Raw genomic sequence first — 20495 nt, 5'->3', positions numbered from 1 at the left:
GTTATTTTTTCTCTTTGAGATTATCCCCTCGCAGGAAGGCGTTGAAGCTACTGAAAATCTGGTCGAGGCCCTCGTTGGCCCCCTGAAATGCCTGTTGGAGAGAGAAGGTCTTCTGATTGGTCGGCCCGAAGTTTCCTTTATCAGGCTGGACAAATCGAAGCTGAGACGCACCTCCCACCCAAATAATTAAGGCGAGGCAGGCCGCGATAGATACCCTTGCCGTCCGAGACAGAATGACCATCCGGGCACGGTGTTTCAGCTTTTCCATCACGCCTGGCGCAATTTCTTCCCGGGGAACCATCAGGCTGCTATCAGTGAGGAAGTCGGTGTACCGTTCTACGCAGCGGTCGCAAAAATCGAGATGCTCCGCCAGCTCGTAGCGCGGCGTTTCGTCCAGTTCTTCATTTACAAGCATCTGAAATGCCCGGTCGGTGATATGCCCTTCCGTATCAAAATATTTTTGCATCATGACAGTCCCTCCTTTATAATTTGCTGAAGTTTTAGTTTTGCGCGGTATATCTGCGTCTGCACCGTCTTTTTGGGGCGGTCCAGAATTGCCGTGATCTCTTCCACCGTTTTCTCCTCCAGGAAAAATAACTTCGCCACCTGGTGGTAGGGTTCTTCGAGATCCAGTATTTTGTCCCGTATGAGCCGGGCCGTATCCTGAGAAATGGCGAGCTGCTCTGCGGAAGTAGAAGTAGAGGAAATTTTGTTTTCCATTTCGTCGGTGGTATCCACTTTTCGAAAATAAGCGGATTTTAGGTAGTCTTTTGCTTTGTTGGATGCAATTCTGACGAGCCAGGGCTTATAGTTGTCACCCTGGTAGGCGTCGATGTGTGTGTAGGCGGAAAGGAAAGTCTCTTGTGTAAGGTTTTGTGCTTCGTGGTAGTCTTTCACCAGTTGGTAGCATACGGTGAAAACCAGTTTTTCATATTGCCGGACAACCGCCTCGAATTCCTGATCCTTCATCCTTCTGCTACCACCACCTTTTTCTTTCCTCTACGCTCATTAAAACGACGCTGTTTTTCCCATGACTTCAAGAAAAAACATTTTTTAAAGAATTCTTTTTTAGAAAATCATTCCATTTCAAATCAATTAGGGTTTGGCAGTAATAGAATACCCGGCATTTAGATTCTCATGATTGGATTTTACCATAATGCAGCTGCTTTTACAAATTTTAGCCAGTTACATTTGCCAGATTACCAGCTGTCAAATACTTTTCCTGCTTTTTTCCTTAAAAAGTTGACTAAAACAGGGAATTCATGTAAAATATATTAGATATGGTAAAAAGAGCCTGATAACCAAATAAGGGCTTGCATAAAAGAGGAGTTTTCCTCTCAAGAAAGGACATGGGTTACTATGAAACGGTTGGAACTTGCCGCCCTTTATAGGGATTTTACCGTTTACGCGGCAAAAGAAGTCACCGTCTGCGGATGGGTCAAAACGATCCGCGACAGCAAGGCATTGGGATTCATCGAATTGAACGACGGGAGCACCTTTAAAAATTTGCAGGTCGTTTTTGAAGAGAGCAAAATAAATAATTTTAAGGAAGTCACAAAATTCAACGTGGGCTCCGCTGTCATTGTCACAGGCACTGTAGTTTTGACTCCTGAAGCGAAACAGCCCTATGAAATTCACGCTGCCCAAATCACGCTGGAGGGTGCTTCCACCCCCGACTACCCTCTCCAGAAAAAACGCCACTCGCTGGAATTTCTTCGTTCGATTTCCTATCTGCGTCCCCGGACCAATACCTTTAACGCCGTGTTCCGGGTGCGGTCGGTGACCGCTTACGCTATCCATAAATTTTTTAACGAGCGCGGCTTCGTCTACGCCCATACCCCCCTCATCACCGCCAGCGACTGTGAAGGCGCCGGCGAGATGTTTAGAGTCACCACCCTCGACCCCGTAAATCCCCCCCTCACCGAGGACGGCCGGGTGGATTTCTCCCAAGATTTCTTCGGAAAGCCCGCAAACCTCACTGTTTCCGGCCAGCTGGAAGCTGAGTGCATGGCTATGGCCTTCGGTAATGTCTACACCTTTGGCCCCACCTTCCGTGCCGAGAAATCAAACACCACCCGCCATGCGGCGGAGTTTTGGATGGTCGAGCCGGAAATGGCCTTCGCCGATCTGGATGATGATATGCGCATTGTTCAGGAGATGATGAAATACGTCATCCGCTATGTGCTGGACACCTGTCCCGATGAGATGGCTTTCTTTAATCAGTTCTACGACAAAGAGCTGATTGCCCGCCTGGAATCTTTGGTGGAAGCGGATTTTGCCCACGTGACCTACACTGAGGCCATCGAGCTTTTAGAGCAGCACAAAGACCAGTTTGAGTACCCTGTTTTCTGGGGCTGCGATTTGCAGACCGAACATGAGCGTTACCTCACCGAGCAGATTTTCAAAAAACCGGTCTTTGTCACCGACTATCCCCGGGAGATCAAGGCCTTCTATATGCGCTTAAACGATGACCAAAAAACCGTCGCCGCCATGGACTTATTGGTTCCCGGCATCGGCGAAATCGTCGGCGGAAGCCAGCGTGAAGAGCGTCTGGATGTGCTTCTAAAGAGCCTCGAATACTTTAAGCTCGACCCCAAGGACTACTCTTGGTATCTGGACCTTCGGAAATATGGCGGCACCAAACACTGCGGCTTCGGCCTTGGGTTTGAGCGGCTCGTCATGTACATGACCGGCGTCTCCAACATCCGGGATGTGCTCCCCTTCCCCAGAACCACTGGTTCCGCGGAATATTAAGAAATTGTAAGCAGGCGGAACAATTTTTCCGCCTGCTTTTTTCATTAACATGGCAGAAAGGATTTTTCCATGGATGACAGAAAACTCACCCCTGCGGAAGAAAAGCGAAAAACGAAATTCAAAGCGCTGTCAGCTGAGCTAGAGCAGCAGGGTTACCAAAAAACCGATCTCTGTTTCAGCGTAACCAAGGCAAACGTCCTGGCAGTCGCTGTAACCTTTCCGATTTTGATTGCAGGCATCCTTTTATTTTTCTGGAAAAATGGCGGCTCTAACTCATTTTCCCTCAGCGGCTGGCGTTTTCTGCTCTTTCTCATTACTTTTTTGGCTGGAATTGCCGTCCATGAGTTGATTCACGGCATCACCTGGTCCATCTTTGCGAAAAAAGGTTTCAAAGCAATCGACTTCGGGTTCATGGCCAAATATTTGACCCCGTACTGCACCTGCGGGGAACCCCTGCCCTTCTGGAGCTATGCCACCGGTATCCTGATGCCCACTCTGATATTAGGCGTTGGCGTGTACCTTGTTGGACTGTTTGCGGAAAGCTACGCCTGGGCCCTGTGGGGACTATTAAACATTTTCGCGGGCGGTGGAGATTTAGCCGTCCTTTGGCGTATCCGAAAGCGCCGGAAATCCCTGCTCCTCGACCACCCCTATCAGATAGGATGCGTCGTCTTTGACAAAAACTAGTAAACCCGTACGCAGATGATTTACAGATAAATTTATCCCCTCACCGGACGTTTTTGCCGGTGAGGGGTTGCTTTTATTACGACAATTTTCTTTTCTGCGCCAACAGCGCCTGATACTCCGCCTCCAATTTCTCTCTGTCTGGTACGCCCGGTATGGAAAGCCGGGAAATCACCTCAGCGAGCTTTAACTCCAACAGCGCCTTTTCCGAATCGTCCGGCCGTTTTGCTTTCTTTTTGGAAGGCGCGCCTCCCTGCTCCAGTATTTTTCCGTTTTCTATCGTCAGCTTTCGGGTGGCTACAGAATCGCAAAACGTCCTGTCGTGAGAGATGAAAAGCACCGTGCCCTCGTATTCCCGCACCATCTCCTGCAACACCTCAATAGAGGAAATGTCCAGGTAGTTTGTCGGCTCATCCAAAAGCAGGATGTTGCAGGCAGAGCCGAAGAGCTTTGCAAAGCTGAGTTTTACCCGTTCCCCGCCGCTTAAAACTCCCGCTTTTTTGTAAACGTCGTCACGACGAAACAGCAGCCGCGCCAACAAATTCCGCATGGTCCGCTCCGTCTGGATCGCCTCGGCCATGGCGTTTTCGAGAACGGTTTTCTCCAAATCGAGCTGAGTGAAATCCTGCCGAAAGTACCCGATCCTCCCCTTTGGTGCAATACGGATCTGCCCGTCTCCTCCAACAATCAACTGAAACAAGGTGGATTTCCCCACCCCGTTTTTGCCTAAAACTGCTGTCTTGCTCCCGCCCGCGATCTGGAACGCGGCGCCGTCGAATATCGCATGGCTCTTTGCCCCCTTCCCGTAGGCAAAGGAAAGTGCCTCACTCTCGATGACGATTTTATTTCGCGGCGGGTCAGTCAGCGAAAAGTCAAAGGAAACCCGGGGCGCGTTTTTTGGCCGCTCCTTGGATTCCAGCTGGTGTATTCGAGATTCCAGCGCCTTGCGGGCATTGTGGATTTTCTCCTGTTTTTCAAGCGCCGCTCGCTTGTGGAGCCGCGCCTCAGAGTTTCCCATCCGAGACGGCGCTTTTTTCACTGAGTTGGCCTTTCGCTCCCGGTCGATAAGCGCCTCTGTAAGCCGCTTTTTCTCCCCGACATACTGCTCGTATTCGAATAACTGCCGCTCCCGTATCTGTTCACTCTGCTCCTTGTAGGAGGAATAGTTTCCGCTGTAGCAAGTAATTTGTCCGTCTTTCACCTCGACGATTTTGTCACATAGGGTATCGAGCAGCCAGCGGTCGTGGCTGATGAGCAAAAAAGTCTCAGTTCGTTGCAATTGACCGGACAACAGCTTCACTCCCTCCGCGTCCAGGTTGGAAGCCGGTTCGTCCAAAAACAGTACCGGCTTGTTTCCGCCAAAGGTCTCCGCCAGGCGAATCCGCACGTTTTCGCCGCCGCTGACTGTGTCCCGTCCGTCCAGTTCTAGGCTTCCGGCAAACCTTCTCTCCCCATCCGTCTCGGCGCACGCATCCCCGAACTGAGCAAAACAGGCGATTTCGCAATTTCTGCGCACCACGCCTTCGTCGGGCTGAAGCTCCCCTGCCAAAATGTTCAAAAAGGTCGTTTTCCCGCTCCCGTTCAAACCGACCACACCAACATGGTCACCTCTCAGCAGCTTGAAGTTTTGGCATTCCAGCACCTTGCGGTCAGCATAATATTTCACGATATTCTGTGCTTCCAGTAAAATTTCAGACATTTAAAAACCTCCCGTCCAAAACAAATTTGTTTTGTGCCGGAAGGCGCATCTACCCTGCTATTTTCCCATCATGCAGAAAAAACTCACGCAATGATAAGCCTCATCAATTGGGGCCTGCCCAAAAATGGACAGTAAAAAATACAGGTCGGCGCACTTTACCAATCCAACACAAAACAGAGCGTCTTATACGCCCCAAACAAACTGTTTTTGTGTTCAGACTAGCAAATTCTCATGAGCCTCGTACCTGTACCTTTCTTTCAATCTATCGGGTAGTATAGCATACCCTTTTGTTTTCGTCAAGATGTCATTTTTCCTCCTGGTTCCGATGGTGGTCCGGCGCGATTCCCAAATCGTTTTTGAGAATCTGGGCATAGGAAATGGAACCATGGCCGTATTTCCCCCGAATGCCGTCCACAGCCTGCTCCAGGCTTTTTTGCCTCTCGTGCTGGGCCCCGTTTTCCTCTTGCTCGAAAAGAGATAGCTGCCGTCCCCCTTCTCCTTCTCCGAAATGGGAGGCGGTTACAGTAATAGCCCGGATAGGCTTCTGAACGTCCCAAAAAGACAGCAAAAGCGCCATAGAAATATCGTAGATATCCTTGGTCAGATCGGTGGGGCTGTCTAAGGTAGTCTGCTTCTGCACTGTGTGAAACTGAGGATCCTTTACGGCAACGGACACCGTCCGGCACTGATACCCATATCGCCTCAGCCGCGCCGCCACCGAATCAGCGAGGTACAGCACCCCCGGCCGAATATCCTCCATCCCCAGGAGATTCCGCTTAAAGGTCATGCCGTTGCCCACCGATTTGGCCTCCTGTTTTTCGTAGACGGAGGCGACGGGACTATGGTCCTCCCCATTAGCGTAGGTATGGAGCTGTGCTCCGATTTTCCCCAGCTTTGCAGTGAGCACTTCCTCGCTTGTCGCCGCCAAATCACCGATGGTGCGGATGCCGAGTTTGCGAAAAACCTCCTGGGAAGCTTTTCCCACATACAAAAGCGCCTCCACCGGTAGCGGCCAAACGAGACTTTTATAATTTTGCCGGCTGACGATGGTGGTGGCGTCGGGCTTTTTGTAGTCGCTTCCCAATTTCGCAAACACCTTGTTGAAGGACACTCCCACCGAAATGGTCAGCCCCAGTTCCCGCTTGACTGTGTCCCGCAGCTCATCGGCGATCTTTTTGCCGCTCCCGAACAGCATTCGGCTCCCCGTCACATCCAGCCAGGATTCATCGATGCCAAAGGGCTCCACCTGCTCAGTATACCGGGCATAGATGGCGTTCATCTTTTTCGAAAACACCTGGTAAGCGTCGTGATGAGGCCTGACGAGCACCAAATCCGGACATTTTTTCTTTGCCTGCCACACCGTCTCGGTAGTGGTGACGTTAAACTGCTTGGCCAGCTCGTTTTTGGCTAAGATGATCCCCTTGCGGCTCTCCGGATCGCCGCAGACCGCCATGGGGACTTTGCGAAGTTCCGGATGGAAGACGCATTCCACTGACGCATAAAACCCGTTGCAGTCGCAGTGCAAAATGGTGCGTTCCATCGCCGTCCCCCCTTTTTTCAGCCTCTGTTACAGCCACTCTACAAACGCCGTTTCTCCCTCGCTGCTCAGTCCTGCCCGCTCGTAAAACCGCAGGGTGCTGTCCTTTTTGGTTCCGGTAATGAGCATCCGCTTGTAGCAGTTTTCCCTAACGCACAGCTCCCAGGCGTACCTAAGTACCGCGCCGCCGCAGCCTCGCTTCCGGTATTCGCCGTGGGTCACCACGTATTCGATAAGTCCAAACGGACGCAGCCCATGGGTGAGATTCCGCACGATGAGCAGCGTACAGGATGCTGCCACTTTTCCGTCTATCTCCGCCACAATGACATGGTGGTTAGGGTTTTTTAAAATCTCCATCCACACCTTTTCCGCCTTTCCGTCAATAGACGGAACCGACTTCTCATGCAGGTGGGTGTACAGCTGCAATAGTTCCTGAAGGTCCTCATACTGTGCTTCTCTGACTGTCATAATGTTCCCCGCCCCTCTCAAAATGTCGATACCGATTCCTATGCGGGACGCTTCCGGATCAGACCTTGCCTGCCAGCATCCCCAACACTTTTTTGAGCAGCTTCCATAACCTGAAGCAAGACTCCAGGTCCAAATGCTCGTTGGGGGTGTGGAAATCGTAAATAGCAGGGCCGGTTGATACGATATCGAGAACCGGCTTCTTCGCCTTGATGAGCCCGCATTCCAGCCCGGCGTGGATGGCCTCCATTTTCATAGTGCTGCCGTTCAGCTCCCGGTAACATTGAGCAAATACCTCCCGCAGCTTGGACTGAGGCTCGTACTGCCAGCCGGGATACCGGCTGTCGTGGCAATAAGAGCAGCCAAAAATTTTTGCCAGAAGCTCAAGCTTTAGCTGTGTGTCGTCCTGCAGGCTCTCCACTGAGGAGCGAGGGGCAAAGGTCAGCGTGACCTCGCTTCCCTCGGTGACGATTACCCCCAAATTGCAGGAGGATTCCACCAGCCCTTCCATTCGCGGACTCATGGTCAGAACCCCGTTGGGCGCCAGGTTCAAAAGGGCGATGAGCTCTTTTGAATCCCTGCTGTCCATCATTCCGGAAGGCATATCGCAGCTTTCGCAGCTCAAACGAACCCCGCCGTCCTTCACTCCCAATTCCTCTTTTATAATCGTCTCGAGATTCCCCACTATCCTCTGCACTGCCTCTGGATCAGCTGAGGCAATCACCGCATCGCATTCCCGAGGGATGGCGTTGTCCTTTCCGCCGCCGCAGATAGAAGCCAGACAGATTGCCGTTTCCTCTGACAAGTTCAGAAGCACCCGTCCAATGAGCTTGATGGCATTTCCCCTGCATTTCCCGATGTCGTCTCCAGAGTGTCCGCCAGCTAAGCCCCGAACCGAAATGCGCAAAGCTTCTCCAGAAAACGGGACGCAAGCAAACGTTTTGGTCAGATGGGTCCGCATTCCACCGGCGCAACTGATGAGAAGGGTGTCATCCGGGCCGGAATCCAGGTTGATCATCAGCTTAGCCCGGATGGGCGACGCGTCAAACCGCTCCGCTCCGATGAGCCCCGTTTCCTCCTGAACAGTGAACAAACACTCCAAATCAGGATGGAGCAAACTGTCATCGTCAAGGATCGCCAGCATATAGGCCACCGCCACACCGTTGTCAGCCCCAAGGGTCGTCCCCTGAGCGTAGAGAAAACCGTCCCGCTCCACCAGTTTAATGGGATCTTTCATAAAGTCGTGAACTGTTCCCACATTTTTTTCACATACCATATCCATGTGGCCCTGAATCAGTACCGCATCATCTACACGTGCCGATGCAAATGCCGGTTTGCGGATCAAAACATTCCCCACTTTGTCTCTGGTGCACTCTAGATTGTGGGAAAGAGCAAACCCCACCAGATAGTCCCCCAACGCCTTTTCGTTACCGGAACCTCTTGGAATGGCGCTGATTTCCTTGAAATATCGAAAAAACGCCTTAGGTTCCCGATTGAGCAAATCGCTCATAATCATCATCTTCCTTTCTGCTGTGCACCGCAATCAGTGTCAGCCAAACCGTTAAGGCGTCTAACTCTCAATGACGCCGATTTGCATGCATGATAACGCTATTTTTTGTTAAAAATAACGGAAATATACTTTTAACCGTAATAACTGCGTGACTTTTCAGAGACGCAAACTTTTCATCGCTGTTCGTCCAAGCTCTGATAGAATGCCGGAATGAAATGTTCTATAAAAAACTCCACTTCGGGAAGCCCCAATCCGTGAAGCGTATTCAATTGGCATTGTAGGGCATTTTTGAACTCACGATTTCCGGACTGTTCTTCCTGAATGCACTTAATAAGGGCAGAGAGCTTATCCGCCCCCTTGATATAAGGCCGATAAACGCTATCTTCTCCCTCAGAGGAAAATATGCTTGCATACACCTCCCGCATTTCCTCGGGAAGTTTTTGCAGCAGCTCGCCCGCCGCTTCCTTCTCCACATCTTTATAAAGCGCCCGCAAATTTTCGCTGTAATATTTGACGGGAGTCGGCATATCCCCAGTGATAATTTCGCTGGCGTCGTGATAAAGCGCCAAAACGGCGCAGCGCTCCGCATCCAGTTTTTTTCCGCAATAAGTGTTCCCGATTACGCAAAGGCAGTGGGCAATCACCGCGGTGTCCAGGCTGTGCTCCGCTAAGTTGTCGCTGAAGGTGTTGCGCATCAGCCCCCACCGGTCAATATGCTTCATTCGCAAAATAAGAGCAAAAAAACTGCTGTCCAGCATGTAAATCAACATTCCTTTCCGAAGGTTTTGACTGGTTTTGCACAACAAAATTGCCGCCGTGAATTTTGCGGCAAAGTCGCAAAACTTCATATTTAAAAGTGAACTTTCAAACGAATTCCCCTAACCTCTTCTACATTTTCCTGAAAAAAGGTGAATTTGCAAGAGAGACGGAACTTTTTTTAGTTTTTTGCCTCTGTTGATATGAAATGCTTACCACTTATTGTTATTTTATCAAAAATTATCACGAAAGTCCATTTTATTCAAAGGCAATGTGTGCTATAATATCCACAAATAGCACATCAGGTGTGCTATGCGCCTCTGGCGCGAAAGTTTTTGAGCATAAAAACTTTTTATGAATGATTATCACCACAACCAAGTCGCTTACAGGCTGTATTTATCTTTCAGATATTTTGCACATTTTTCCGGGTACGATACCCCATTATCAAACAAGAGGTGTATAGTAATTGGTTAATCTTCGACAGAAGGCAGTCAAGCAGTATTTTTGGGTTTTTGGGCTGGGACTGCTCACAAGTTTACTTTTCTTTCTCCCTTTCCTCATTATGGACAAGGGCCTTTTCGTCTATTACGGCGATTTTAACGTCCAGCAAATCCCTTTTTACCAGATGTGCCACGACGCTGTCCGCAGCGGGAACCTATTCTGGAACTGGACCACCGACCTGGGTGTCAACTTTCTCGGCTCCTACTCCTTCTATAACATCGGAAGTCCTTTTTTCTGGCTGACCATTCCTTTCCCCAGTGAGGCGGTTCCCTACCTCATGGCCCCGCTCCTCATGCTCAAGTTCGCGACTGCGTCCGTCACCTCATTTGCATTCCTTAAGCGTTTTGTGAAAAATCCGAACTACGCCCTCATCGGCGCCTTGCTTTACGCCTTCTCTGGATTTTCCATCTACAATATCTTTTTCAATCACTTTCACGAAGTCATCGCCTTTTTCCCGCTCCTGCTACTTGCGCTGGAAGAAAACGTCGTTAACCGTCGGAGGGGTGTTTTCGCCCTGATGGTCGCTTTGAGCGCCGTAATCAACTACTATTTCTTCTTTGGCGAAGTGATTTTCGTCACCATTTACTTCTTTGTCCGCCTTATTTGCGGAGGAGAGTTCAAATTAAACGTCAAGCAGTTCTTACTGCTGTTTTTTGAAGCGGTACTGGGCGTTTTGATTGCCGCATTCCTGCTTCTGCCATCTGTTCTGGCCATTTCCGGCAACCCCCGAACCGACAATTTTCTCCTTGGCTGGAACGGCCTTCTTTACAGCAGCGTTCAGCGTTATGGCCTCATCCTCCAGAGTTTTTTCTACCCGCCCGACATCCCCGCTTATCCAAACTTTTTCCCCGACTCCAACGCCAAATGGTCATCGGTTTCCATGTTTCTGCCGCTATTCAGCATGACCGGCGTATTCGCCATGCTGAAATCCCGAGAAAAGCATTGGACAAAGCCGTTGTTTTTCCTGTCTTTGGTCATCGCCTTCATCCCCTTTCTCAACAGCTCCTTCTCGGCATTTAACAACTCCTATTATGCCCGCTGGTTTTATATGCCCATCCTCATCATGTCGGTCATGACCATCGTGGCCCTGGAAAAATACCGGGAGAACTTTAAGTTCGGCGTCAAATGGACTGCCATTGTCGCCGGAGCTTTTCTCGTCATCAGCTTTTTCCCCTCCTATAAGGACGGAAAGATCGTATTTGGGCAGCTTCCCAAATATCAGGACCGCCTTTGGGCCTATGTGATGGTAGTGGTCATGGGGCTTATCCTCTCCTACGTTCTCACCCGCCTCACCAAAAAGGCCTTTTTCCGGGCGACGACTATCGCCGTCTGTTTTATGGCGATCCTCACCTCCATTTTGATGATGGCGCTGGGCAAGGGCAATTCCCTCACCACCCACCGTGTGGTGGAAATGGGCCTTCACGGCCGGGACAAGCTGACTTTCCTGCAACAAGACAAGGACGAATTTTATCGTATCGATATGTACAACAACGTAGACGACGACAAAAAATGCATGGACAATTTCCCCATGTATTGGCAGGTTCCCACTATCCAGGCATTCCACTCCGTCGTCCCCGCATCGATCTTTACCTTCTATGATTCCATCGGTTTTGACCGCGGGGTCGGTTCCCGGCCCGACGTGAAGTACAGGGGCGTCCGGGCGCTGACTTCAGTCAAATACCTTCTGACCTACGCTGGCGAAAAAGACGCCGACACCGAAGGTTTTTCCTATCTGACCACCGAAAACGAATTTGACATTTACCGAAATGATAACTACGTCCCCATGGGCTTTACCTATGATTACTATGTAAATGACAAGATGTTCGACGATTTCTCCGAAAAAAGCCGTGACCGGCTGATGCTGTCTGCTATCCACCTAAACGACGAACAGATTGACCGGTACGGCGACATTCTCGCAGAGCTTCCCCTCACCGAATACCCCATCATCAGCATGGAAGGCCTTCAGCAGGACGCCGCCAACCGTCGAAAAAACACCTGCTATTTCTTTGAAACTGACAACCTGGGTTTCACCGCCAAAATCGACACTCCTACCGACGAACTGGCCTTTTTCAGCGTGCCTTGGGAAGCGGGATGGACCGCCACCGTCAACGGCGAGCCTGCTATCGTCGAAAACGTCAACAACGGCTTTATGGCGGTCCGGGTACCGGCAGGGGATTCCACCATCCGCTTTGATTACATGACCCCCGGTCTGAAAACCGGTTTTCTCATCACACTGGGCGGACTGTTTCTTCTAATTGCCTATGTCATTATGATGAACCGAGTGGCCAAACGCCGTCCGGAATGGCGGCTCAATCCTTACGCCCATCAAAACCGGGAAGCTACCCTATCCCGCATCGCCGCTGGCGACGCTTACGCCGCCACAATCTCCCGCAAGGTACGGAGTATCCTTCATCCCCTGCCCTCTCTGGACAACCCGGAGGAAGAAATTCCCGACTGTTCCGACGAGCCGGAAGAGGAGACGGAAATCGTCATCCCCAAAAGCGAGGAAGACGAGCCTCCTGCTGAGCATCCGCTCCCAAAGGCGGAGGAAAGGGAACACCCCCTGCCCCAGCCAGACGAAGAGCAAACCGACGGTACTACTGAAAAATAAGCCAGACAAACTTTAAGATACAGAAAGGCAAATATCATGAAAACTCTCTATTTGGTGATTCCCTGTTACAATGAGGAGGAGGTCCTGCCGGAAACCTCTAAGCGCCTTTTGCAAAAAGTACACCACCTGGAAGCGCAAGGCCGGATTTCCCCACAAAGCCGCATCCTCTTTGTGGACGATGGAAGCAAAGACAACACCTGGACGCTCATTTCCGACCTCCACCGGCAGGATGAGCATTTTGCCGGGCTCAAGCTCGCCCACAACCGGGGCCATCAAAATGCCCTGCTGGCCGGGCTCATGACGGCGAAGGAACACTGCGACATCTGCATTTCCATGGACGCCGATTTGCAGGACGACATTGAGGCGGTGGACAAAATGCTCGACGAAAACGATAAAGGTAGCGAAGTGGTCTATGGCGTCCGCAGCAGCCGCAAAACCGATACCTTCTTCAAACGCTTTACCGCCCAGGGTTTTTACAAGTTCATGAAGCTCATGGGAGTGGACATCGTCTACAATCACGCCGACTACCGCCTACTCAGCAAAAACGCCCTGGAGGGCTTGGCGGAATACAAAGAAGTAAATCTTTTTCTTCGCGGCATCGTCCCCCTCATCGGATACAAAAGCTCGTCCGTCACTTACGAGCGCAGCGAACGGTTCGCCGGCGAGAGCAAATATCCCCTTAAAAAGATGCTCTCCTTCGCCTTTGACGGCATTACCTCCTTTTCGGTGAAACCTATCCGCTGGGTGACGATTTTGGGCTTCCTCATCTTTTTGGCCAGTATCATCGCCATCGTCTATACCCTGATTTCCAAGATCCTCGGCCATGCGGTGGCCGGTTGGACCGCTACCATGCTGTCCATCTGGATGATCGGCGGCATCCAGCTCCTTTCCCTGGGTGTAATCGGCGAATACATCGGTAAAATTTACACCGAAACAAAAGCCCGCCCCCGCTATCGCATCGAAGCGGTGGAACTGACGCTTGACACCGAAAAAGACACGTAATTTTCATAATGATTCTAACCTTTAAAAGCCTCGGCAAACCGTTTTGGTTTGCCGAGGCTTTTTTCTATGGGGAAACCTTTCACTACCGGAAAAACCGATGCCCTTCCAGTTCAAAAAGGTAATCGAGCTTGTTTTCAAACCAGGACGCCGTTTTCTCCGCCGTCCATCTGGGAGCGTAAAAATAGAGCGCCCCCTGGGACAAATCCTCGCACCGGCGGTTCAGCACTTCCTGTACCGCCCGCTTGGTGTCCTCGTCCGGTGGGTATTTCCGGTTATAGTAATTTTGCGCCGATGTAAACTGCCCTTTCTGAAACAGCACACCTTCCAAGGTATCGGGAAAAGAATCAGAATTGACCCGGTTGACGATGACATTCGCAATGACGCGCTTGTGTTTCAGGGAAGCGCCACGCACTTCCTGTTGGATGATGTACTCCATCATCGTCACTTCCTCGTCGGTAAAGGCACAGGCCCGTCTCGCTTTTGCTTTCTCGGCTTCCGCTTTTGCCTGTTCTTCCGCCCTTTTCTGCAAAGCGGCAGACGCCTTTTCCGCCTCGGTACGGATTCGGTGCCACTCGGCCACCGGCGTTTCCAGCAGAATAGGAGACTGGGCGTGTACCGCCTCTATGGTTGCGCTGTATCCCATTCCGGTCATCAGAACTGACGACAGCGTGACGGCGCAAAGGGCCAGCGCAATTTTTGATTGATGTTTCATTGATAATCCTCCTGTTTTTTGCGAGTCCACGGCTTGTCCGCAAAGAAAGAATATGTGAGGGACTTGCAATTCATTCCAGATTGGTTACTAATTTTTTCCATGGCAGTATTCTGGACCGGTTTTTAAGCCTTCATACAAATTAGAAAAAATATTTCTTTTTCGCCCTTTCAACTGGATTCCGCATATTCCGGCCGGAACAACAAATACCAATACAAAATCCCGATTTGTTGGAGAAACGCCATGAAAGTCAATGCTCTCAAAGTTTTAAAGATTTCCGCTGCTTGCTGCATTGCTATTTTTTTAGCAAATCTGCTGGGCCTGAAAAGCAGCACTTCAGCTGGGATTATCACCCTACTGAGTATACAGGACACCAAAAAGGCCACCTTTCAAATTGCAGGAAAGCGCCTTTTGGCTTTTGTTCCCGCCGTGCTGTTTTCCCTGCTGATTTTTTGGACGGTGGGTTTTCACGTCTTTAGCTTCGGGATCTTTTTATTCATTTTCATCCTCTTTTGCTATTTTGCAAAGCTCCACGAGGGCATCACCACCAACACCGTCCTCATCAGCCATGTCTTTGCCGCCAGCTCCCTTCACTACACCTTGGTGCTCAATGAATTTATCCTGCTCTGCATAGGGGTAGCCATCGGCGTTCTTGTAAACCTCTATATGCCTCAGATGACAAAACAAATCCGCCAGGATCAGCAGGAAATCGACGGCTGTTTGAAATGCATCATCGGTAGATTGGCAGAAAAGCTCCTAGGAAAGGAATCCGACCTCACCCCAAATTTTCAGACTCTGCAAAAACGGGTGGACGCCGCTCTCACCCGCTCTTACGACAACGCTGACAACTACCTTCGTACCGATATGCGCTACTATGTACGGTATTTCCAGCTGCGGATGGGACAGATTTCCCTGCTCCAGCGAATAGATGAAAGCATCCAAAAGCTTCGTTGCATCCCCGAGCAGGCAAATGCCTTAGCGGAATTTCTCAAAAAGGTATCGGACTCCTTTCACGAATACAACAACGCCGTCTCCCTCCTGGACGCCTTTGCCAAAATGCGCGCCGGGTTCAAAAACAGCCCCCTTCCGCAAAACCGGGAGGAATTTGAGGCCCGGGCGGTACTCGTCCAAATCGCCCACGACGTCGAAAACCTGCTGATGCAGAAAAAAGAGTTCGCCCTTTCCCTTTCCGAGGAAGAGGTGCAGCGATTTTGGAAAAATTAATTATTTTTTAAATTATATTTATACTGCAAACCGCTTCCCACTGGAAGCGGCTCAATCGATATTTTTACAAAAACAAAACCGTCGTCAGCGATAGAAATAATCCCGGAAACGCCGGTATTCTTTCAGGCGACTGGCCGCTTTCTGCGCACCGCCTGCCGCCTTGACATAATCCTCGCCAAAAACTCTCTGAAGCAACGCTATATTCTCCTTAGGCAGTTCACCGTTCGATAGCTCATAGGCGTAGGCCCGGCTGAAAATCCCCGACCAGTAAATTTTGTGGTACTGAAATTTCTTTCCGTTTGGGTCGTCGTTTAACCGGCTGAAATTTTTCAGCGCATTGACCACGTCGATATAGGAAAGCGCCTCCTTGCGATAGGACCGCAGCAAAAACGAGCTGTCCTTATACCGGAAGAAAGTCAGATCGGCGCTGTGAAAAGGGCGATAGTATCCTTCCGCATCCCGGTATTCCCGCACCTCCGGCATCACGGACTCCGGAAGAGCAAGTACCTCTCCCCGGCCGGGCAGATAGATCTCATCTCTCTCGTCAGATACATCTTGTTTGCGGATGCCGCAAATCTCTGGATTTTCTACCCCAAACCAACTGAGATACACCATCATCTTGACCGACTGATACACCGAACTGTCCTCTGTACCTGCTAAGTCCAGCATCATCTGCATCTCGTCCTTCAAATTCTGGAAAGTGGGAAAATAAGACTGCTTATACACTCCTGTCAAATCAGTGTCTTCATAGCCAATCTCCTTTAAAATCCCCAAAGGCGTTTTTCTGCCCCGGGCTTCTGCCCATTGCAAATAATCGGTCACAAAGCTTTTTAAAACCGAAAAACCATTTGCCACTGTGTTGGTAAACGACTGGAACAACCTTAAAAAGTCTTGCCGTTCAAATTGATACAGACTTTTTTGCAGCTCTTGTTCCAACGCCCCGATCTTGTTGAAACGGCGGACATAAATCAACATGGATTTGTCTGACATATTCCTGTACCGATCCAGTAAAAACTGTATTTTATCTTCTCTTTCGGGAACAGGACTCATCTTTTCTTCCACTAACTGCCGCATTTGCATCCATATCACCTCTTAGGGACAGTATAATCCAGAAGTAAAAACAAGTCAACATTATTTGTTAAATTATGTACACATACTATTTAAAAAACAACCGCAACCCATAAGCTGACAGGATCTTCCAGACCTTCCAATACTGTTCATCCTCCAATTCTTCACAGACAAAGGCGTTTAGAAGGCGTCTGCTCTCCAGTCCATACAGTCCAATGGAAAAGGGGGCTATTTCGTCGAGAGAAACGCTGTAGTAAACCGTCGTCTGCTCGAAAAAAGCCGTTTTGCAGCGGTCGAGAATTGTCCGCAAAAATCCTTCATATCTTATTTTTTGTCTTGGATTCATCCAACCAAGCTTATCTTTGTCAATAAGGACAACCGCTTCTCCATGTGCCAAAAAGCTTTTATCCCAATCAAAATACTCCGGGTCTGCCAGCGAATATACATCAAATTCTGCTAAATCACACATCTTTTCCATTTTCCGCCGAAGCCCCTTTCTAAGGAAGAAACAATTGTTCACAAAATCTTCATCAAATATTTGTTCTGCAAAGCTTGACAAATTATAATTTGTCTGATATGATTTGTTTACAATCTTTTTTATGTGATTACACTATATCACAATTTTTGTACTGTGTCAATACTCCATAATATACAATTTATATATTGTATCGAAAGGATTGGTCCTCAAATGGCATTTGGAGATAAATTGAAAGAAATCAGAGAGAAGCAAAACCTCAGTCAACTGGACGTAGCAAATGCTTTAGGGGTCTCCGACCGCACCGTCAGCGTCTGGGAGCGGAACCTAAAGATGCCGAATCTGGAATCCGCTATCCGGCTTTCCCATTTTTTAAATGTCTCGTTAGACCTGCTCATCGACGAGCAGGACGAATTTATTATGAAATCGGAAGCGGCCTACGGTTTACACGGCAAAAAACAGGCGGAGCAAATTTTGAAACAAGCGCAAGGACTCTTTGCCGGAGGTGAGCTGGACGAAGAAGACAGGGACGCTTTCTTCCGGGCCATGACCGATATCTATTTTGACGCCAAGGAAAGGGCCAAAAAGTATACGCCTAAAAAATACCGGGAAAAGTAGAGGGTTTTGTCCATGACAGATTACATTTTAGACACCGTGCATCGCCTCCAGAAAAAGCTTCGGACCAAAGATCCGTTTGAAGCCGCTAGAAATCTGGGGATTCACGTGCTGTACCGGAATCTGAACAACCTCAAAGGCTTTTACACGCTGCGCTGCCGGGAACGGTATATCGTCATCAACGAAAGCCTTTCCCAAAACGAACAAAAAATTGTCTGCGCCCATGAGCTGGGCCACGACCGGCTTCATCGGCATTTTGCTCAGTATACCCCCCTCCAGGACCTGATGATCTACGATATGACTCTCAAACCAGAACGGGAGGCGAACATGTTCGCCACAGAATTTTTGCTCTCCGACAGCGACATCCTGGACAACGCCGATAAAACCGTGGAGCAACTGTCCAGCTTTTTTGGTGTGGACGAACGTTACATTCAGCTCAAATTACAGCTTATGCTGAGGCGGGTTTGAAAAACCGCCGCTAAAAATTACAAAAACCGTCTAAAAGGCGGTTTTTAAATACAATATAATTTAAAAAATAATTAAAAGGATGTGATTTTATTTGCTTTTCGATTTAATCGGTACAAACACACCATAAATGGGTTGTTTCCCGTACCGAAATCCAGCCGCTTATGATTTTTGATTGGCCTGTTTGAAGCCTTCTTCAGAGAATAGGCTTTCGAATCTTTTATTACTGTTGCACATAGGTCAATCCAACACGAAGTACAAGATTCCAATGGCAGGAGACCATTCTTTCCTCCAAAGGACGGGGCCTTTCCCCTAAGATTCTGGAGTGATGTCTTCTGTCCAAAAAGCTTTATTTTAATTGGAGGTAACAATATGGCAAATCTCAAAAAACTCACTGTCTGCAAACAAAGTGTTCTGACGAAAATTTTAGCTTCTCAGTCCATCACTTCCCTGCTCAACGGCGGTACTCCCCCCGCCGACCCTCAAACTCTTCTCTATCAGTCTGTTTATCCCTATCTTTACGCACCAGAAGGCCCGGATGCTGCTCCGGCAAGCTTTCTGTGCTGCGACGCCACTTCCCCCCGCCCCGTCAACAAAACAGTGCTGGAAGTAAACATCACCCTCCTCGTTTACGCCCACACAAGCAAAATTAAGTTGGCGGACGGCAATTTGATTGACAAAATAGCCGAAAAAGCGGACGAACTTTTACAGGGATGCGGCATTGGAGCCGGCAAGTTGGATCTGATTTCCTCGGTTCCTTATTCGCCGGAAAAGAACTTCTTTGGAAAGATGCTGACCTATAAAACGACGATTCTAAACGGATAAACAGGTGATATCATTGGAAAAAATGAAAAGCCTTCTCATTGCCCGCAGTGTCCCCATCACCGACTTCTTATCAATTTACATCCCTACCGTGGGAGAGATTCTCTCCTCCGACGACCGGGAGTACTATCAAATGGTCACCACCTTGACCTCCTCTCCTTACGACCTGATGGTGCAGCTGGACGACATGGGGATCGACTACGAACAGATTACCGATTTCGAGCTGTTTATGCTGCTGTTTCAAAGTTTGCAGAACAAAGATTTATCCTTGATTTTTCCAGGGCTTGATCCTTCCCTGCTGAAGCCGGCAAAAAACAACGAAAACGGTCAGATTGTCCTGTGGGACGCCGAAAACGGAATCGTCATCGACGAGCTGATTTACAACGAAATCTGCGACGCTCTGAGAAAGATACATTTCACCGAAAAGCCTAAATACAAGGCGGGCAACAAAGAAGCAAAGGAATTTTTAATCGAACGGACGCGCCTCAAACAGAAGCGGCAGGCCAAAAAGCCCTATCGTTCCTTTTTAGAGGACTTGGTGGTGGCCATGGTCAACACCGAGGAATTCAAGTACAACTATGAGCAGACCATGGATCTGACCATCTACCAGTTTAACGCCAGCGTGCGTCAGATCCAGCGAAAAATCAACTACAATCATGTCATGAGCGGCTGTTACTTCGGTACGGTTGACATAAAAAAGATTGACCAGAGGGAACTGAACTGGCTCACCCAGGAGTAATCAAATTTACCGAAAGGTGAGCCGGCCCAGTCCCTAAAAACAAAATTTTAGGAGGAATTTTAAATGAGCACAATCAACACCGAAAAACTTTCCATCACAAGCGTAGAACTAATCCACGGCTACAACCTCGCCGGCGAGTGCGAGTTCATCCTGGACGAGGTCCAGAGCGCCACTGTTTCGAACACCGAGGAAAAAGTCAACATCACCGGTAAAGGCGGCCGCGTTTTGGGCTCCCTCAAAAAGAACAAAGCGGTCAAAGTCACCGGTTCCAACGGACTCATCTGCGGCGGCATGATGGCAGCCCAGACTGGCGGTGAAGTGATCAACAGCGAAACCAAAATGATCGTCCGCGCCACTGAAATCCTGGCCGTCGCTTCCACTACCGCCACCTTGACTTCGACTCCCGTAAAAACCGAGTCCGTCAAAGTTTATATCAAAAACAAAAACGGTACTTTGGGCACCGCTTTGAAAGCCGCTGCAGCAGAGACTCCCGCAGCAGGCGAATACAAACTGGCTGACAAGACGATCACTGTTGCCGCAGACGCTGCCGGCAGCGAGCTTGTTTGCTTCTACGACCGCGAAGTCACCGCAGCTAAGGTTTCCAACGCTTCCGACTCCTACTCCAAGACCCTGTCGGTTTACATGGATTGCCTGGCTTCCGATCCCTGCGGCGAACTGTACCGCGTCCAGTTCGTCTTCCCCAGAGCAGACTTCACCGGCAACTTCGACCTGGCCATCGGCGAGAATCCCGCTGTCCATTCCTTCGAGTTTGAGTCTGTCGCAGGCGGCTGCGGCGGCAGAGCAAACCTTTGGGATTGCATCATTTTCGGTGACGGAGCGGACGAATAATCCCATTCCC

Annotated in this window: 20 protein-coding genes; 10 read left to right on the top strand and 10 right to left on the bottom strand. The window is 49.5% G+C overall.

Going from position 1 to position 20495, the window contains the following annotated elements:
• Nucleotide 1: 1 nt before the first annotated feature.
• Both H8710_RS01570 and H8710_RS01565 read right to left on the bottom strand, forming a co-directional pair.
• On the bottom strand, nt 2-469 hold the full coding sequence (locus tag H8710_RS01570) for a hypothetical protein (RefSeq protein WP_249293633.1): 468 nt from the start codon (nt 467-469) through the stop codon (nt 2-4).
• Nucleotides 466-969 carry an RNA polymerase sigma factor gene (locus H8710_RS01565; protein WP_249293632.1) on the bottom strand — a complete coding sequence of 168 codons (504 nt, stop codon included), beginning with the start codon at nt 967-969 and terminating at the stop codon, nt 466-468. The genes H8710_RS01570 and H8710_RS01565 overlap by 4 nt, the downstream gene beginning before the upstream one ends.
• Nucleotides 970-1359: 390 nt before the next feature.
• Here H8710_RS01565 and asnS point away from each other — a divergent pair, with 390 nt between their 5' ends.
• Nucleotides 1360-2754 (top strand): asparagine--tRNA ligase, encoded by a 1395-nt coding sequence (asnS, locus tag H8710_RS01560; RefSeq protein ID WP_249293631.1) that lies wholly within the window; start codon nt 1360-1362, stop codon nt 2752-2754.
• A 69-nt stretch (nt 2755-2823) separates the two neighbouring features.
• Nucleotides 2824-3441, top strand: a complete 618-nt coding sequence (locus H8710_RS01555) for a DUF3267 domain-containing protein (RefSeq protein ID WP_249293630.1) — start codon at nt 2824-2826, stop codon at nt 3439-3441.
• 76 nt (nt 3442-3517) lie between these two features.
• On the opposite strand, the gene abc-f is transcribed toward H8710_RS01555, so the two are convergent.
• From abc-f to yfbR, 5 genes are all read right to left on the bottom strand, one after another.
• Nucleotides 3518-5137 carry a ribosomal protection-like ABC-F family protein gene (abc-f, locus tag H8710_RS01550; RefSeq protein WP_249293629.1) on the bottom strand — a complete coding sequence of 540 codons (1620 nt, stop codon included), beginning with the start codon at nt 5135-5137 and terminating at the stop codon, nt 3518-3520.
• A 304-nt stretch (nt 5138-5441) separates the two neighbouring features.
• Nucleotides 5442-6677 carry a DNA polymerase IV gene (dinB, locus tag H8710_RS01545; RefSeq protein WP_249293628.1) on the bottom strand — a complete coding sequence of 412 codons (1236 nt, stop codon included), beginning with the start codon at nt 6675-6677 and terminating at the stop codon, nt 5442-5444.
• 27 nt (nt 6678-6704) lie between these two features.
• The gene (locus H8710_RS01540; protein ID WP_249293627.1) at nt 6705-7142 is read right to left on the bottom strand and encodes a GNAT family N-acetyltransferase; all 438 of its coding nucleotides are present in this window, start codon (nt 7140-7142) and stop codon (nt 6705-6707) included.
• Between the two features lie 58 nt (nt 7143-7200).
• Entirely contained in the window at nt 7201-8649 is a 1449-nt protein-coding gene (locus H8710_RS01535; protein ID WP_249293626.1) for an aminoacyl-histidine dipeptidase, read from the bottom strand.
• 173 nt (nt 8650-8822) lie between these two features.
• Nucleotides 8823-9419 carry a 5'-deoxynucleotidase gene (gene yfbR, locus H8710_RS01530; protein WP_249293625.1) on the bottom strand — a complete coding sequence of 199 codons (597 nt, stop codon included), beginning with the start codon at nt 9417-9419 and terminating at the stop codon, nt 8823-8825.
• Nucleotides 9420-9871: 452 nt separating this feature from the next.
• Between yfbR and H8710_RS01525 the strand changes: the two genes are divergently transcribed.
• Together H8710_RS01525 and H8710_RS01520 are read left to right on the top strand one after the other, a co-directional pair.
• A complete protein-coding gene (locus H8710_RS01525; RefSeq protein WP_249293624.1) occupies nt 9872-12517 on the top strand; it encodes a YfhO family protein in 2646 nt (881 codons plus the stop codon).
• Between the two features lie 33 nt (nt 12518-12550).
• On the top strand, nt 12551-13519 hold the full coding sequence (locus H8710_RS01520; protein WP_430413306.1) for a glycosyltransferase family 2 protein: 969 nt from the start codon (nt 12551-12553) through the stop codon (nt 13517-13519).
• Between the two features lie 82 nt (nt 13520-13601).
• Here H8710_RS01520 and H8710_RS01515 read toward each other — a convergent pair whose 3' ends face one another.
• Nucleotides 13602-14231 carry a cell wall hydrolase gene (locus H8710_RS01515; protein ID WP_249293622.1) on the bottom strand — a complete coding sequence of 210 codons (630 nt, stop codon included), beginning with the start codon at nt 14229-14231 and terminating at the stop codon, nt 13602-13604.
• A gap of 240 nt (nt 14232-14471) precedes the next feature.
• Here H8710_RS01515 and H8710_RS01510 point away from each other — a divergent pair, with 240 nt between their 5' ends.
• On the top strand, nt 14472-15452 hold the full coding sequence (locus H8710_RS01510) for an aromatic acid exporter family protein (protein ID WP_249293621.1): 981 nt from the start codon (nt 14472-14474) through the stop codon (nt 15450-15452).
• 84 nt (nt 15453-15536) lie between these two features.
• Here H8710_RS01510 and H8710_RS01505 read toward each other — a convergent pair whose 3' ends face one another.
• Together H8710_RS01505 and H8710_RS01500 are read right to left on the bottom strand one after the other, a co-directional pair.
• Nucleotides 15537-16532, bottom strand: coding sequence for a phage lytic cycle repressor MrpR family protein (locus tag H8710_RS01505; RefSeq protein WP_249293620.1), 996 nt, complete (start codon nt 16530-16532; stop codon nt 15537-15539).
• A gap of 76 nt (nt 16533-16608) precedes the next feature.
• Nucleotides 16609-16998, bottom strand: a complete 390-nt coding sequence (locus H8710_RS01500; protein WP_249293619.1) for a hypothetical protein — start codon at nt 16996-16998, stop codon at nt 16609-16611.
• Nucleotides 16999-17208: 210 nt separating this feature from the next.
• On the opposite strand from H8710_RS01500, the gene H8710_RS01495 reads away from it, so the two are divergent.
• The 5 genes from H8710_RS01495 (at nt 17209) to H8710_RS01475 (ending at nt 20485) form a co-directional block, all read left to right on the top strand.
• A complete protein-coding gene (locus H8710_RS01495; RefSeq protein ID WP_249293618.1) occupies nt 17209-17613 on the top strand; it encodes a helix-turn-helix domain-containing protein in 405 nt (134 codons plus the stop codon).
• Nucleotides 17614-17625: 12 nt separating this feature from the next.
• Nucleotides 17626-18078, top strand: a complete 453-nt coding sequence (locus H8710_RS01490) for an ImmA/IrrE family metallo-endopeptidase (RefSeq protein WP_249293617.1) — start codon at nt 17626-17628, stop codon at nt 18076-18078.
• Nucleotides 18079-18447: 369 nt separating this feature from the next.
• Nucleotides 18448-18900 carry a hypothetical protein gene (locus H8710_RS01485; protein ID WP_249293616.1) on the top strand — a complete coding sequence of 151 codons (453 nt, stop codon included), beginning with the start codon at nt 18448-18450 and terminating at the stop codon, nt 18898-18900.
• A gap of 22 nt (nt 18901-18922) precedes the next feature.
• Nucleotides 18923-19636: a hypothetical protein gene (locus H8710_RS01480; protein WP_488154044.1), complete on the top strand. Its 714-nt coding sequence runs from the start codon at nt 18923-18925 to the stop codon at nt 19634-19636.
• A 63-nt stretch (nt 19637-19699) separates the two neighbouring features.
• Nucleotides 19700-20485, top strand: coding sequence for a hypothetical protein (locus H8710_RS01475; protein ID WP_249293614.1), 786 nt, complete (start codon nt 19700-19702; stop codon nt 20483-20485).
• Nucleotides 20486-20495 lie beyond the last annotated feature (10 nt).

It is taken from the genome of Fumia xinanensis (genome assembly GCF_014384905.1).
GTDB lineage: Bacteria > Bacillota > Clostridia > Oscillospirales > Ruminococcaceae > Fumia > Fumia xinanensis.
Note: the sequence above shows the minus strand (reverse complement) of the source record. Positions and strands in the feature narration are given on the sequence as shown.

Excerpts from the sequence above, each read along its gene's own strand:
- H8710_RS01570 (WP_249293633.1), bottom strand. The coding sequence starts at position 469 with ATGATGCAAAAATATTTTGATACGGAAGGGCATATCACCGACCGGGCA.
- H8710_RS01565 (WP_249293632.1), bottom strand. The coding sequence starts at position 969 with ATGAAGGATCAGGAATTCGAGGCGGTTGTCCGGCAATATGAAAAACTG.
- asnS (WP_249293631.1), top strand. The coding sequence starts at position 1,360 with ATGAAACGGTTGGAACTTGCCGCCCTTTATAGGGATTTTACCGTTTAC.
- H8710_RS01555 (WP_249293630.1), top strand. The coding sequence starts at position 2,824 with ATGGATGACAGAAAACTCACCCCTGCGGAAGAAAAGCGAAAAACGAAA.
- abc-f (WP_249293629.1), bottom strand. The coding sequence starts at position 5,137 with ATGTCTGAAATTTTACTGGAAGCACAGAATATCGTGAAATATTATGCT.
- dinB (WP_249293628.1), bottom strand. The coding sequence starts at position 6,677 with ATGGAACGCACCATTTTGCACTGCGACTGCAACGGGTTTTATGCGTCA.
- H8710_RS01540 (WP_249293627.1), bottom strand. The coding sequence starts at position 7,142 with ATGACAGTCAGAGAAGCACAGTATGAGGACCTTCAGGAACTATTGCAG.
- H8710_RS01535 (WP_249293626.1), bottom strand. The coding sequence starts at position 8,649 with ATGAGCGATTTGCTCAATCGGGAACCTAAGGCGTTTTTTCGATATTTC.
- yfbR (WP_249293625.1), bottom strand. The coding sequence starts at position 9,419 with ATGTTGATTTACATGCTGGACAGCAGTTTTTTTGCTCTTATTTTGCGA.
- H8710_RS01515 (WP_249293622.1), bottom strand. The coding sequence starts at position 14,231 with ATGAAACATCAATCAAAAATTGCGCTGGCCCTTTGCGCCGTCACGCTG.
- H8710_RS01510 (WP_249293621.1), top strand. The coding sequence starts at position 14,472 with ATGAAAGTCAATGCTCTCAAAGTTTTAAAGATTTCCGCTGCTTGCTGC.
- H8710_RS01505 (WP_249293620.1), bottom strand. The coding sequence starts at position 16,532 with ATGCAAATGCGGCAGTTAGTGGAAGAAAAGATGAGTCCTGTTCCCGAA.
- H8710_RS01500 (WP_249293619.1), bottom strand. The coding sequence starts at position 16,998 with ATGGAAAAGATGTGTGATTTAGCAGAATTTGATGTATATTCGCTGGCA.
- H8710_RS01495 (WP_249293618.1), top strand. The coding sequence starts at position 17,209 with ATGGCATTTGGAGATAAATTGAAAGAAATCAGAGAGAAGCAAAACCTC.
- H8710_RS01490 (WP_249293617.1), top strand. The coding sequence starts at position 17,626 with ATGACAGATTACATTTTAGACACCGTGCATCGCCTCCAGAAAAAGCTT.
- H8710_RS01485 (WP_249293616.1), top strand. The coding sequence starts at position 18,448 with ATGGCAAATCTCAAAAAACTCACTGTCTGCAAACAAAGTGTTCTGACG.
- H8710_RS01480 (WP_488154044.1), top strand. The coding sequence starts at position 18,923 with ATGAAAAGCCTTCTCATTGCCCGCAGTGTCCCCATCACCGACTTCTTA.
- H8710_RS01475 (WP_249293614.1), top strand. The coding sequence starts at position 19,700 with ATGAGCACAATCAACACCGAAAAACTTTCCATCACAAGCGTAGAACTA.